Here is a 14,758-nt window from a genome sequence, read left to right on the forward strand (position 1 = left end):
GATTTATATAAAACACTACCCATTACTCTTTAACTTTCGATAATAAATAACTCCTACAACATATAAAACAATCCACAAAACAAATAAATATATGATTATTACCAATGAGTTGTATATATCTAATGCATTTAGTACAGAGAAAACAAAAGCAGATATAGGAATTATTATCATACATACAATGTAAGCATATCTTCCTGCTTTATCTCTATACATAACATTTCTTTCATCATGAAGATTAATGTTTTCTATTTCGAGCTTTTCTTTGTATTCTTCTTTATGCTTATTCCAGTAAAAGTAACGATAAATGGCAGAAATTCCACCAAATCCAAAGCCTCCTGCTAGTCCAGCAAACAAAGAACCTAACTTATCACCATTCATTAAACAAAGAAACAAGAAAATAACACCTAAAACTACAAATACAATTCCTATTCTTAAATTTCTCTTTTCCATGAACTATTTCTCCTTCCATAAAAATATTTCTTCAATCGACATTTCAAAAAAATCAGATATTTGAAATGCAAGTTCTAAAGATGGATTATATTTTCCATTTTCAATAGAACTAATCGTCTGCCTTGAAACCTTAAGAATTTTTGCAAAATCTTCTTGATTAAGACCTTTTTTCTTTCTTAAATCTTCTACACGATTTTTCAAAAAGATTGCCTCCTTTTTGTAAAGTTTCCTTTACATTTATAATATACCACTTGCTTTTATTTTTGTAAAGGAAACTTTACAAAATATATATAAAAATAGACATTTCATTAGAAATGCCTATCATTAAACATATTTACTTTTATAATTGAATTACATCTTGCTGTCTATAAACCTTATTTTTTAATCTTTTTTAGTACAACTTTGAAACAACCTACATTTTTTTATTTTTAATAAATAACTCAACTAACTTTTTATAACGACTTTACAAACAAATCCATTCTATTTAATGCCTCAATTACATTTTCTTTTTGAGTTCCTAAATTTATCCTAACATACTTTTCTCCATCTTTTACAAAGTGACTTCCATCTTCTATTAGCACTCCTGTATTGACAGCTAACCTATCTGTAAATTCACTTGCACTTAGTCCTAGATTGCTTATGTCCATCCAAGCCAAATAAGACGATTCCATCTTCATTAGTTTAATCTTCTCATATTTATTTACCCAATTCTCTAAAAGTTCATAATTTGATTTTATATACTCATTTACGTTCCTTAACCACTCTCTACATTCATCATAAGCTGTTATTAATCCTATTATTCCAAATACATTTGGAGAAGTTATAGAATTTTGTTTTAGTTTCTTTCTAAAAGTATCTCTTATATCCTTATTTATAACTATTGAATAAGAGGTCTTTAATCCTCCGAGATTAAACCCTTTATTTGGTGATGTCAATAGGATAATATTTTCTAAAAGTTCCCTTTCAAGCTTAAGAATAGAATTAAATTCGCCATAATGAATATGCTCTGCATGTACTTCATCTGCAACTAAAATAACATTGTTTTCTTTACATATAGTTGCTACTTTCGTCATTTCTTCAATTGACCAAATTCTTCCTGATGGATTATGTGGTGTACAAAACATCATTAACTTAGGTTTATTTTCTTTAATTTGAGATTCTAATCTATCAAAATTTATATAATATCTATCATTTATCACATCTAATGTATTACAAACTACATTTACACCCTGCTTTTTAGCTGATGATTCAAATGGGTCATAAACTGGTGTATTTAATATTATACTATCTCCTTTTTTACAAAAAGCTTGTACTACATAGTGAAGTGTTGACACAGTTCCATAAGTCAATGTAATCCATTCTCTTTCTACATTTACTTTATGCATATCATTTTGCCACCCAATAACTGAATCATAAAATTCATCATAACAGTATGTATATCCAAATACACCTCTTTTTACAGCTTCAATAAATTTACTTTCTATTTCTGTTGGTATTTTAAAATCCATATCAGCAATCCACATTGGTACAAAATCTTCTTTAATATCTCCAAATTTATCTCTTATAATATTTAAATCCCACTTTCTACACTTTTCACTTACTCTATCTGGTCTATCATCAAAATTATACATTTAAATTTACCTCGTCTTTTCTTATTATTATAAAAATACTTAGCTACAATTTATTTTTAATTTACAACTATTAAATCTTTGGTAGATACAGTCAATCTCATACACCCATCTTGAGTTATAAGTACATCATCTTCAATTCTTACTCCTCCAAGTTCTGGCACATATATACCAGGCTCTATAGTTACAACCATGCCTTCTTTTAATACTTCATTTGATTCTGAAGTTAATGCTGGATACTCATGAACCATAATACCTACACCATGACCCAGATTGTGTCCAAAATTATCACCATATCCATATGAACTAATTATATCTCTTGCAACCTTATCTATTTCACCAGCAGTCATGCCTGGCTTTAAAACCTTTATACACTCTTCATTAGCTTTCTTTACTATATTATATATTTTTTCTAGTTCTTTATTTGTAGTTCCCATACAAATAGTTCTAGTAATGTCTGAACAATAATTATTATACTTTGCTCCAAAATCGAATGTAACAAAATCTCCATATTCTATAATTTTTTCACTAGCTTTTCCATGAGGTAAGGCTCCTCTCAAACCAGATGCAACTATAGTGTCGAATGATTCTTTTTGTCCGCCTAATTCTTTTATGAATCTTACAATTTCATTTTCTACTTGTCTTTCAGTCATACCAACTTTTATAAAGTCAATTATATGATAAAACGTAGCATCTACTATTTCACAAGCTTTTTTTATATATTTTATTTCATCTTCATCTTTCTCTTTTCTTAAAGTAGATAAATCAATTGATTTTAAAGTTACATTTAATTTGTTATTCATACTTTTATATGAGTCAAAAGATACTTCACTTCCTTCAAAGCCAATTTCTTTTATATTTTGATTTCTGCAAATATCATTAATTATATCAAAATACGTTCTATTTTTATCCATTAATATAACATCAAATAAATCTGATTTTCTTTTAACTTCTTCAAAGTATCTAAAATCTACTATTATATATTGTTTATCTTTCGTTATAAAAACATAGCCTGATGAACTAAATAGATTTCCAATATAAAACTTATTGGTAGAACTATTAATAAGAATTCCATCTACATTATACTCTTTAAGATACTTTCTTATTTTTTCTATTTTATTCATAATTTTATCTTCACCACCCTTAATTAGTCATATAGGTAAGGCTGGTAATATTGTTTCAATCAATATTACCAGCCAAGGTTATTATAGATAGTAAAATTTATAAATTAATCAATATAATCTACAACAAGTTTACCATCCTTTATTAATTTATTTCTGTAAAATACATTTCCTACAGCTATGAATATAGCACCAACTGCTATACCTATTACATATCCAAATAAGTTATCTACTAGAGGCCATGCCCATATAGCTGACTCTGGGAACCACTGAATTGCCCCTAAAACTATACCTGTAATAGCTCCTATTATACTTCCTACGATATTTAAAGGTATAACAAAACCTGGTCTCTCAAGTGCAAATGGTATTGCTCCCTCTGATATACCCATAAATGATAGGAATATAGAAGTTTTTCCTGCTTGATAGAATTGTCTATCATATACTCTTCTTCCCACTAATCTTTTATCTAATAAAGTTGTAAGTCCTAATCCAATTGGAGGAACAACTATAGCTATTGTTCTTGCTGTTATTGGTAGTACATTTTCTGTAGTCAAACCAAGTGCAACGAATCCTGCTGCTTTATTTATTGGCCCACCTAAGTCAAATGCTGTAGCTGCTGCTAAAGCTGTTGCATATACATATTCTCCCGCTGCTCCTGCTGCTGTTAAGAAGTTTTTCATACTTTCATTAATTAATCCACCAAATGGAGTTATTATAAATATCATCAATACCATACAAGTTAATGATGCTATTAGTGGTATTAAAAATGTTGTTTTAAAAGCTAACCAGTTATGAGAAACTTTTATAGATTTATTTAACCATTTTACAAAATATCCTATTATAAATGCGATTAATATGGCACCTAAGAATCCTGATGCAACTGGTACAACTTCTGTCCATTGTCCATCTACGAATTGTGGTACACCTACAGGTTTATTAGCTATATATCCACCTATAAATCCTGCGATTAGGGCTGTTTTTCCACCTATAGAATTTGCACAGAATGCTGCAAATAGTGGTATTGCAAATCCAAACAGAGTAAATCCGAAGTTTGACATTAATTGTGCCATGTTTAAAAGGCTAAGTTTAAATCCTGTAAATTCACCTGAGTTCATAGCATCAACTATACCTACAGATGGGTCAAGCCCTAATATTGCATATGGTATTAATTGAGATAAAGCTCCTATAAGTCCACCCATTACTAAGACTGGTATCATATATGATATACCTGTCATTATATGTTTACTAATTTCTTTCCATTTTCCATTTCCCTTTGATTGAGTTGGATTAGATGGAGTAGTTTTTCCTGCGTTATTGCCTCCTGTTGTAGAAGCACCTGAACTGTTTATAACTTTTTTCTTGATTGCCATTCTATTTCCTCCACAGTAAATTTATTATATTCCTAAATCCTCTTCTATTTCCTTTATAACACCTTCTGCATTCTTTATAGCCTCTTGTAATTCAACCTCATAAACTTCACAACCATCAAATCTTTCCATACCTTCTGGTGTTATTGCTACTGCATGTATTATCATAGTTGCTCCTAATATGTCTTCTCTTGTTAATTCATTTTGCACACCATCTGCACCTTGAGTTTCAACTTTTGCTTCATAACCTAATGCCTTTGCAGCTTGCTCTATTGCTTCTGCTGCCATAAAAGTGTGAGCTAGTCCCATTGGACAAGCACATAATGCTACTAATTTTTTATTCATTTTAAATTCCTCCTATTTACTTTAATTAATTATTTTTATTTTAACTTTAGTATTTATCTATAAACCTAAAGCTTCATTTATTAAATTAGCGATTTCTTCCACATTATCACTCTTTAAAAGAGAATCTTTAAAATCTTTATTTATTAATTTTCTTGAAAGAGACGATAATAATTTAAGGTGTATGTTTTCTTTACTTTTTCCTGGCATAAGCAAACTTATTGCCAACTTGACATTGTCCTCACCTTCATTCCAAACAACATTATCATTAAACTTTAGTACCACTACTGCTGGATTTTCAATTGCATCATTTTTAGTATGAGGTATTGCTATAGATTCTCCCAAATTTGTAGTAAATTGCTCTTCTCTAGCTGCTAAGCCTTCGTATACTAGATTTTCATCTTCTGTTAAATTTAATTCTTTAGCTTTCTTAGCTATAAATTTTAAAACCTCAACCTTAGACTTAGCCTCAGTATTTAAAAATACATATTCTTTGTTAAATATGTTTGTTCCCATTGTTAATTTCCTCCTTAATTACCTATCAGTGCCATTAATTTATTAAAGTCACATATTTTAATAATTCCTCTTACTCCACCTTCATCTTTTATAAAGTTGTAAAGGTATTTAAATATTGAAAAATTATGTTTTTCTTTAGTATTAAAAAATACCATAAATACTAGTTGAACTTCTTGCTTATCCCAAATTATTGGATTTTCAAGTATTCCAACTCCGATTATAGATTTTTTATCTCCCTTCACTATTGTGTGAGGTATAGCTACTAGATTTCCTATTTCAGTTGATGAAATATTTTCTCTATCTATTATACTTTTTATTGAGCTTTCTTCTATAAAGTCTCTTTCTTTTAACTTGTTTGAAAGCGAAAGTATAACTTCTTCTTTTGTATTTGCTTTTATACTGAAAAAAGCTCTTTCATCAAACATATTACTTATTATTTTTCTTCTTTCTTCCTTTTCATAAAAGGCTTTGTTTACGTTTTCAATTAGGCTATCATCAAATATATTTTCTATATATAAGACTGGCTTTTCATATCCTTTTAATTCAACTGTTGATACTACCAAATCAACATCTTGACCTATTGCCATATCAAGATATCTAAATGGATAAACACCTACAACATTTAAGTCACTTATATTCTGCTTTAATTTTTCAGAAAGAAGCTGACCTGTGCCTATACCATAATGACAAACTATACAAATTTTCTTACTTGTATTTTTTTTCATTCTTTCATTTGAAGCAGCAAAGTGAATAGCTATATATCCAAGTTCATCTTCATCTAATTTTAAATTAAATTCAGTTTCTAGCTTATTTGATAAAAACACAGCTAAGTTAAAAGCTATTGGAAATTTCTCTTTTATTTGATGAAGCAGAGGATTATTAGATTTTATATTAGCTTTTGCTCTATTTAAAAACCTCTTTATATGGTCAGAAATCGCTATCATAAACTCTTCATCTTTTGTATAGTCACTTCCTGAAATAAGCAGTATATCTTGAAGAGCACTACTTATAACGCTACTTATTCTTTCTTCAATTTCACTTGCATTTTTTATTCCTTGTGCACCTCTATATGCTATTACACCAGAATAATTGGAAATATAAATTACTTCATCTTCAATAAGTTTAAATCCAACTTTATCAGATATTTCTTTCATAAGCTTTTCTATAAAACTGTAATTATGAAATCTATATCCTGTATCTATTAAATTTATATTTTTGCTATGACCTCTCTTACTTCTAAACACAGAAACTATTATTTTTGAAAGTAAAAGATTAAAGTCTTTATCTGAAATTATTGTTTCTTTTTCTCTTAAATGCTTTTCTAAAATACTTTCTATGCAATTTATATCGTTTTCACTGATATCATCCAAAAATACTTTGATTTTACTCTTCTCATCCAACTTTATTGCATAATCAGTAATCAACTGTCTTATATTAATTTCTTCACCATATATATAGCTTCCATAATAAGGTTTAGATTTTATAACTAAGTCATACTTTTCAAGTTTTCTTTTAAGCTTACTAGATAATTTATTTATGGCTGCTATACTTAGATTTAATTCTTCTGCCATTACTTCTATACTCATATAATTTCTGTTAATCAGCATACATATTATATTTGACATCCTTGCTTCTTCAGAATCATCCAAGAAACCATTTATATATTTATTTGCTTCTTTTACAGCTTTTGATATGTTGGTTTTAGAGCCACTTAACTTATATCCTATACCTCTTGAAGAATCTATTTCTAAATCATACTTACTCAAAATACCATTTAAATCTGCTATATATCTTTTAATAGTTTTAGTAGATACATCTAATTTAATAGCTAGTTCATTTGATGTCATATATCCATCTTTATTGCTTAAACTTTTTACTATTACTGCATGTTTCTTAGTTATCATTGTATCACCTTCTCTTTGATTTCAATTATATATCAAATAAAATTTTAGTTGTATATATAATATGTCTATATAAGGGACATTTTGTATTTATATATTATTGCATAATGTAACTATTGCCTCCGCATAGATACCTATCGCAGTTATAAACCTATCTAAACTGGCAAATTCATTTGCACTATGAACATTTCCAAAACTACCATCAGGAAATTCACACCCAAATATTACTGAATTCTTCATTTCAGCTGCATAGCTTCCTGCACTGGTTACTCTAACAACACTTTTTGAGTCTCCAGAATACTTTACATATATCTCATGTAAACGTCTTACAAGTTTCGAATTCTCATCTATATAATTTGCTTGCTTTAAATTTTCCCCAATAAACTTAAATTTATTAATATTATTTATTTTTATATACAAATCAAATTTTTCTATTATTTCTTCAACTGTCAATACTTCAGGATACCTAACACTTAAAATTACTTCAAGCTTTCCTTCTTTTATATTTATTATTGTTGGAACCATTGAAAGAATTCCACATTTTCCTTCAACATTTAAGCCAAACAGTTTTCCATCTATATTATCTTTATTTATTAGCCTGTACAAATCTTTTGCCCAATCTTCATCAAGATTTTCTGCTAAAATTTTAATTGTATCTAATATGGGATTTATTGCTTTTTCAGGTTTAGATGAGTGTCCACCTTTCCCATTCACAATATACTTACCATCATTAAAACTTATTGAAACATTATTAAAATCAGAATTTATATAATCATTACTTAAATTTTCAATATTTTTGATATACACTTTGTCTGGAATTGTATTAAACTCTATTCCACCACTTATATCTAGATATTTATCATCTATATCCAGCATTAGCTTTATTATCGCTCCACCCTTTTCTCCATTTAATACAGGAAATTTAGCATCTGGAGTAAATCCATATACACCATGTGGCTCTTTGCTATAATAGTGCTTTATGCACTTAAATCCACTTTCTTCATTTCCTCCAGCAATTAATCTAACTTTTCTCTTTAAATCTATATTTAGACTTTTTATCATTTTTAATGCCAAAAAATTTGCTATCATAGGGCCCTTATTATCGGAAACACCTCTAGCAACTAATTTGTCACCCATAATATCTAGCTTAAATGGCTCACTATCCCATCCTTCTCCTGGATTTACAACATCACAATGCCCAAATATGTCTATATAATCTTTACCATCTCCATATTCAATATAAACAGCATGATTATCTATATTTTTAACAGTAAAATTATTTTCTCTACCTAAATTTTCAAACCACTTTAATGCATCATATACACCTTTTCCAAAAGGCATATCTTTAGATACAGTATTTTTATCATAAAAGGAAGGTATACTTACCCATTCCTCCAACAATTTCAAGAATTCTTTTTTATATTTTTGATTTTCTTCTTTAAATCTCTCCATGATTATCACTCCAATTTAAACCTTTATATTATATATCATAGTTTATCTTGTTTCATAAATCCTTATACTTTATGTCATTTCAAGGGACAAAACTTTTTTGCTATTGATTTTATAATCTATTTATATATAATTATTTGTAGGATAAATTTAATATCATAGGAGGAACAAGATTATGGAACCATTATTTTTAAAGCCTATTTTTATGGATAGAATATGGGGTGGTACTGCACTTAAAGATAAATTTAACTATGAGATAAAATCACCTACAACAGGTGAATGTTGGGCTATAAGTTCTCATAAAAATGGAGATTGTCTGATAGAAAATGGAGAATATAAAAATAAAAAGCTATCTGAATTATGGGAGAAAAATAGAGAATTGTTTGGTAATACACCTGGAGATAAATTCCCTTTGCTTACAAAAATACTCGATGCCAATGACAATTTATCGGTTCAAGTTCATCCAAATGATGAATATGCTCAAAAAAACGAAAATGGAGAATTGGGTAAAACAGAATGCTGGTATGTAATAGACTGTTCTGATGATGCAGAAATTATAATAGGTCACAATGCAAAATCTCGTGAAGAATTTATAGAAATGATAAATAATAACGAATGGGACAAACTGCTTAGAAAAGTTAATATAAAAAAAGGTGACTTTTTCTATGTTCCAAGCGGAACTATACATGCTATATGTAAGGGAACATTAATTTTAGAAACTCAACAAAACTCAGATACTACTTATAGAGTTTATGATTATGATAGAACTGATAACTTAGGAAATAAACGTGAACTTCATGTTCAAAAATCAATAGAAGTTACAAATGTTCCTCATACAGATTTTGATACTGATTATAAAATTGTATCAACACCAAACTTTAAATGTACAACATTTGTATCAAATGAATTTTTTAGTGTCTATAAATTAGATATTTTTGGAAAATGTGATTTTACTCACAATACACCTTTTTCTTTGTACAGTATCCTAGATGGAGTTGGTAAATTGATACACAATTCTATAGAGTATGATTTAAAGAAAGGTATGCATTTTATATTACCAAATAACTTTGGAAGTTTTGGATTTGAAGGTAATCTAGAAATCATATGTTCTCACATATAGATACAAAATACAATTAACATCAAAAAAAGCTAGACTATCATAAAAACTTATTTTTATGATAGCCTAGCTTTTTATAATGTACTCTATTAAATATAGAATATTTTATTTTACTTTTACAATTTAATAACTTTCTAATAATATATATCAGAAAATTCTATTTTTATTTTTTCTTGAAGATTGTATATTCTCTTATCTTCTGTATAATACTCATTACTAAAGCTTTTCATTGGCAGTGAGATTAAAAATTCTGTACCCTTATTAACTTCACTTATTACTTCTATATCTCCACCATGAAGACTTACTAGGTTCTTAACTATAGCAAGTCCTATTCCACTTCCTTCAGTATTTCTAGATAAAGTCTTGTCAACTTGTGAAAACTCTTCAAAAATCAACTCCAATTTATCTTGAGGTATACCAACACCAGTGTCTTTAACACTTATTATTACTTTATCAATTTTATAGTAGATGTTTACATATATCCATCCTCCATTATCAGTAAATTTAATACAGTTTGATAATAGATTTAGTATAATTCTCTCAATTTCAGCCTTGTCTACATAGACATTGATTTCTTCAAGCTCTGTATCAAATAGAATTCTTATATCTTTTCTGCTTGCATACTCTTCTATATTCATAAACAAATCTTCTATTACAGATACAATATTGTATTTTGCAAGTTTAAGTGTGTAAAATCCTGACTCCATCTTTGTCAAATCTATAATATTATTTATCAATCTTTGAAGTCTATAGGAACTTTGTCTAACTAAATCAACATGAGATTTAATATTATTATTATAGTCTTTTATTTTTTCACTTCTATAGAAAGAATCTACCAATTGATTTGAACTTGATATAACATTTAATGGTGTTTTTAACTCATGAGACATATTTGCAAAAAACTCAGTTTTTATTTTATCTGTTTTAAATCTTTCAAGTAATTCTTTTTCAGCTTGTTCAGAGTATTTTTTATGTGCTAAATCTTTTATAATAAGCATTATATATCTAGTGTTATATATCGAAAAAGGCAAGGCGCTTAATTCTACTTCTACTATATCATCATAATTATTTATTAATTCATATTCTAGTAAAAGTATACTCTTATTTTCATTTAAAACTTTAGTCATATTTTCAGTAAATTTCATTTTTTCTTCAGTATTTGCATTCATTAATATCTTAATATTAGAATCTTTTACATCATCTATACTTGTAAAAGATAGCATATCCAAAAATGATTTATTTGCATAATTTACACTTAAGTCTTCTCTTAACAAGCATATACCATCAGGTAGTATATCTATAAATCTTGAATAAGAGGATTGACTTTCTTCAAGTTTTATTTGAGATATCTTTCGAGAAGTTGTATCACGTATTACAATAATAGTTTTATAAGTTCCTTCATTATTATAATGAGAAAAACTCATCTCTACATATTTTACTTCACCCTCTATTACATACCTTTTTTCTATATTTTCTTCACTTTTACATATTGAGGAAAAATCGATGTTTTCTAATGTCTCTTTAAATATTTGTCTACATGCATTATTTACATATATTTTATTACTACCTTCAAGTACTACTATACCATCTCCAACACTTTCCAAAAAGTCTTCACTTCTCTTATTTGCTTCAATAACTTTTCGTTCGTATTCCTTTTTCTTAGTTTTGTCCTTTAATACACATAAGACTCCTTCTATTTGTGTAGCTATAATTAAAGGAGCAAATATAGCTTGGTAAACCTTATTGTCACTTGTATCAATAAATTTTTCTATATTTTTTTTATTGATAAATACATAATTAATGCTTTCTATTAAATCACTAAAATTTTTAACTTTATAACTTAATTTATCTTGTTCTTTATAATCTCCAAAAATATTTCTAAAACTTTTATTTGCATATGTAATTTCTCCATCCTTACTAAACACAACTATACTCTTTACAGCAACATCTAAAGTAGATTGTAGTCGTAACTCTCTTTTTATAAGTATTTCTTTAAGTTCTTCTATTTTTTCTGTTTCATATATTAATTTTTTATTTTTTTCTTTCAAACTTTCCGTTTTTATTGTTAATTCTTCATTTGTATCATGTAATTCCAATGCTGTTTTCTTAATATTCTTAGATACTATATAATTATATAAATAATATAATGCTACATTTATTGTTATTTGTGATAACATACCTTCTATATGTATATTACCAATTACTATATGTAGTAAATTTGGAGCTCTTGATAAGATTGTTATTATTATTATTCTATTAAAAAACTTTTTCTCACTATATTCCCATTTATTTGCGTTTGAACTTGAGTTTAGTTCAATTCCACTCATAATAGAGACAATTATCATAAATATAGATGTAACAACCCCTAAAGTATAGTGTAATGTCCCTCTATCTAAAGAGTTACAAATTTCAGATATTATGAATAAAGATGATATTGTCAAAACTACAGTTACTACAAATAAAATTATGCTCGAATGAATTTGTTTATTATCCTTAACAAATTTAAAACTTAAATACACACCTAATATAGGAAATAAATCTGTCATTGCTGATATTGTAATGTTAATTCCAATTACAGCTTCTGCTCTAGTACCTAAACAATTAAATAAATATATACACTCCAATACTCCAGTTGCTGCAAATACTAATCCTAAAAATGTAGAAAATGAATCTACTTTAAATTTTGTAGTATTAAATATAATCATTCCTGTAGCTATTAAGAATGTAGCATATACAGCATGCAGTAAAATTTCATATTTATTTGTATCTTTTATAATAAATAACAAAAGCACTGAGCCCATTATTATAAATAAAAGGCTCATGTCTTCTCTTTCTTTTATATCTGGTTTCACAGCAGGTATTATATTCTTCAATACTTTACACTTCCTCTTAATTAATATTTTATACTAATTAATTTATACGATACTCGACATTATAATTCCTTCTTTATACCTCAAAGCAAAAACAGACATTTTCCGCTAAAACAAAATTCTTTTGTTTTCTACTCTTTTAGTTATTTTGTTTCTATCAAAGTTTTCTAATATAATCATACAGTTTTTTCTACTAGAATCTATCAAATCTCTGTATTCTCCTAATGTTATTTCCTTATTTTCTTTTATATAATTTATTAAAGTATTCTTTGCATCTTCATAAATATCTTTATCCATTATATACAAATCATCCAATTTTTCTACCTTGTTACCTATCATTGACTCTAATACTTCAGCATAGTTATGATTTCCTTCAGAAACTTCATCTATTGTCAATATTGAAGAAACTCCACATGATTTTAGCTTTTTTTCTATTTTTTTTGCTATTTCTCTTTGTTTGTCATTTAAGATAACTTCAAAATCAAATAATGATATTATATTATTTTCTATTTTTATAATATTTTCTGTAGATAATTTTTCTAATAAGATATCCATTTCTCTAGTCTTAAAATTACTTTCTACCTTAGACCTTACTTCTTCTTTTAACATACCTTTTCTCAATCTATACTTCTTATGGTACTCACTTAAAAGATTTATTGTACTTTCCTTCAGTTTATTGTATTGATTTATATGCATGTACATGTTTCCAATAAGCAATACTTTATTTTCTGATATAAGTATCTCAATAGCTTTTTTTACATGCTCTTCATGAGCACCACTATAACTCATTATTTCTTTTAGATTTGGATAATTTTTTAGATTTCTCTTTAAGTATTCTTCTATTATATCTTTAAGTTCACCTTTTTCTTTTATTTTTAATCCCTCTATAACTTTTTCATCAAATCTCTTATGCTTTTTAGGAGATGGGTCAATTATCACACCTCCACCTATAGTTTCCATTGGAGAATAACGTCTGACAACAAAAGTATCACCCTTCTTAGATACTATACTTTCTTCAAGTCTTAATTGAACATATCCATTCTCTCCGTTTTCAATTAAATCTTTATCTAGTGGAACTGCTCTACAAAGTATTTCTCTAGTCCCATGATACAATCTCAATCTATCCCAATGCTTTATCCCTTTTTCTAGATGATTTACCAATGATAATTTCACATCTAACATCATTGATTCTTCTAATGAATTTGGAGCAGCCAAAACATCTCCTCTTTTTATATCATCTACCTTTACATTTGATATGTTGATTGCTGTTCTTTGTCCTGCATAAGCTGTATCTTTACTTTCCCCATGAACTTGTATACTTCTTATCTTTGTTTTTAATACTTGTGGATATATAACCAAGTCATCCTCTATACTTATCTTTCCTTCTATTAATGTACCTGTTATTACAGTACCAAATCCCTTTATAGAAAATACTCTATCTATATTAAGTCTTGCTGGAGAATTTTCGTTTTTATCTTCTATTGCCTCACTCATCTTATCTATTTTTTCAATAAGAGTATTTATTCCTTTTTTAGATACAGAATCAACTTCAATTATTTCTGCACTTTCAAGAAAAGTACCTTTTATTTTTTCACAAACATCCTCTTTTACTAGTTCTCTAAATTCTTCGTCTACAGTATCAGATTTAGTCAAAACTACTATTCCATTTTTTATATTTAAAAAACTTAAGATGTCTAAATGCTCAACTGTCTGTGGCATAACACCCTCATCTGCCGCTACAACAAGTAAAACTATATCAAGTCCTGATGCTCCAGCTAGCATGTTTTTTATAAATTTTTCATGTCCTGGTACATCTACGATACCAGCCCTTCTATTGTTTGGTAAATCAAAATAAGTAAACCCTAAATTTATTGATATACCTCTCTTTTTTTCTTCATCCAAGGTATCAGTTTCTCTTCCAGTCAATGCTTTTATAAGAGTTGTTTTTCCATGGTCTATATGACCTGCTGTTCCAATTACTACGTTTTTCATTTTTT

12 protein-coding genes are annotated in these 14,758 nt (G+C 27.6%); 1 reads left to right on the top strand and 11 read right to left on the bottom strand.

Features of this window, described 5'->3' with window-relative positions:
- Positions 1–15: 15 nt before the first annotated feature.
- From IC218_RS08010 to IC218_RS08050, 9 genes are all read right to left on the bottom strand, one after another.
- The gene (locus IC218_RS08010) at positions 16–450 is read right to left on the bottom strand and encodes a tellurium resistance protein TerC (protein WP_227824185.1); all 435 of its coding nucleotides are present in this window, start codon (positions 448–450) and stop codon (positions 16–18) included.
- Between the two features lie 3 nt (positions 451–453).
- The gene (locus IC218_RS08015; RefSeq protein WP_227432550.1) at positions 454–651 is read right to left on the bottom strand and encodes a helix-turn-helix transcriptional regulator; all 198 of its coding nucleotides are present in this window, start codon (positions 649–651) and stop codon (positions 454–456) included.
- Positions 652–902: 251 nt separating this feature from the next.
- Entirely contained in the window at positions 903–2,081 is a 1,179-nt protein-coding gene (locus IC218_RS08020; protein WP_227432549.1) for a MalY/PatB family protein, read from the bottom strand.
- A 56-nt stretch (positions 2,082–2,137) separates the two neighbouring features.
- A complete protein-coding gene (locus IC218_RS08025) occupies positions 2,138–3,202 on the bottom strand; it encodes an aminopeptidase P family protein (RefSeq protein ID WP_227824186.1) in 1,065 nt (354 codons plus the stop codon).
- A 104-nt stretch (positions 3,203–3,306) separates the two neighbouring features.
- Positions 3,307–4,569 carry a PTS fructose transporter subunit IIC gene (locus tag IC218_RS08030; RefSeq protein ID WP_227432547.1) on the bottom strand — a complete coding sequence of 421 codons (1,263 nt, stop codon included), beginning with the start codon at positions 4,567–4,569 and terminating at the stop codon, positions 3,307–3,309.
- Positions 4,570–4,593: 24 nt separating this feature from the next.
- Positions 4,594–4,911, bottom strand: coding sequence for a PTS fructose transporter subunit IIB (locus tag IC218_RS08035; RefSeq protein ID WP_227432546.1), 318 nt, complete (start codon positions 4,909–4,911; stop codon positions 4,594–4,596).
- A 57-nt stretch (positions 4,912–4,968) separates the two neighbouring features.
- The gene (locus IC218_RS08040) at positions 4,969–5,424 is read right to left on the bottom strand and encodes a PTS sugar transporter subunit IIA (RefSeq protein ID WP_227482860.1); all 456 of its coding nucleotides are present in this window, start codon (positions 5,422–5,424) and stop codon (positions 4,969–4,971) included.
- A gap of 14 nt (positions 5,425–5,438) precedes the next feature.
- The gene (locus IC218_RS08045; protein WP_227432544.1) at positions 5,439–7,328 is read right to left on the bottom strand and encodes a BglG family transcription antiterminator; all 1,890 of its coding nucleotides are present in this window, start codon (positions 7,326–7,328) and stop codon (positions 5,439–5,441) included.
- Positions 7,329–7,415: 87 nt separating this feature from the next.
- On the bottom strand, positions 7,416–8,777 hold the full coding sequence (locus IC218_RS08050) for a Sapep family Mn(2+)-dependent dipeptidase (RefSeq protein ID WP_227432543.1): 1,362 nt from the start codon (positions 8,775–8,777) through the stop codon (positions 7,416–7,418).
- Between the two features lie 172 nt (positions 8,778–8,949).
- On the opposite strand from IC218_RS08050, the gene manA reads away from it, so the two are divergent.
- Positions 8,950–9,894: a mannose-6-phosphate isomerase, class I gene (manA, locus tag IC218_RS08055; RefSeq protein WP_227482861.1), complete on the top strand. Its 945-nt coding sequence runs from the start codon at positions 8,950–8,952 to the stop codon at positions 9,892–9,894.
- Between the two features lie 131 nt (positions 9,895–10,025).
- On the opposite strand, the gene IC218_RS08060 is transcribed toward manA, so the two are convergent.
- Both IC218_RS08060 and selB read right to left on the bottom strand, forming a co-directional pair.
- Positions 10,026–12,764, bottom strand: coding sequence for a PAS domain-containing sensor histidine kinase (locus tag IC218_RS08060; RefSeq protein ID WP_227824187.1), 2,739 nt, complete (start codon positions 12,762–12,764; stop codon positions 10,026–10,028).
- Positions 12,765–12,869: 105 nt separating this feature from the next.
- A complete protein-coding gene (selB, locus tag IC218_RS08065) occupies positions 12,870–14,753 on the bottom strand; it encodes a selenocysteine-specific translation elongation factor (protein WP_227432540.1) in 1,884 nt (627 codons plus the stop codon).
- Positions 14,754–14,758: the final 5 nt, after the last annotated feature.

This window comes from Clostridioides sp. ES-S-0005-03 (assembly GCF_020658455.1).
In the GTDB taxonomy this organism is placed as follows: Bacteria; Bacillota; Clostridia; order Peptostreptococcales; family Peptostreptococcaceae; genus Clostridioides.

Coding starts and splice junctions, on each gene's coding strand:
- IC218_RS08010 (WP_227824185.1), bottom strand. CDS start 450: ATGGAAAAGAGAAATTTAAGAATAGGAATTGTATTTGTAGTTTTAGGT.
- IC218_RS08020 (WP_227432549.1), bottom strand. CDS start 2,081: ATGTATAATTTTGATGATAGACCAGATAGAGTAAGTGAAAAGTGTAGA.
- IC218_RS08025 (WP_227824186.1), bottom strand. CDS start 3,202: ATGAATAAAATAGAAAAAATAAGAAAGTATCTTAAAGAGTATAATGTA.
- IC218_RS08030 (WP_227432547.1), bottom strand. CDS start 4,569: ATGGCAATCAAGAAAAAAGTTATAAACAGTTCAGGTGCTTCTACAACA.
- IC218_RS08035 (WP_227432546.1), bottom strand. CDS start 4,911: ATGAATAAAAAATTAGTAGCATTATGTGCTTGTCCAATGGGACTAGCT.
- IC218_RS08040 (WP_227482860.1), bottom strand. CDS start 5,424: ATGGGAACAAACATATTTAACAAAGAATATGTATTTTTAAATACTGAG.
- IC218_RS08045 (WP_227432544.1), bottom strand. CDS start 7,328: ATGATAACTAAGAAACATGCAGTAATAGTAAAAAGTTTAAGCAATAAA.
- IC218_RS08050 (WP_227432543.1), bottom strand. CDS start 8,777: ATGGAGAGATTTAAAGAAGAAAATCAAAAATATAAAAAAGAATTCTTG.
- manA (WP_227482861.1), top strand. CDS start 8,950: ATGGAACCATTATTTTTAAAGCCTATTTTTATGGATAGAATATGGGGT.
- selB (WP_227432540.1), bottom strand. CDS start 14,753: ATGAAAAACGTAGTAATTGGAACAGCAGGTCATATAGACCATGGAAAA.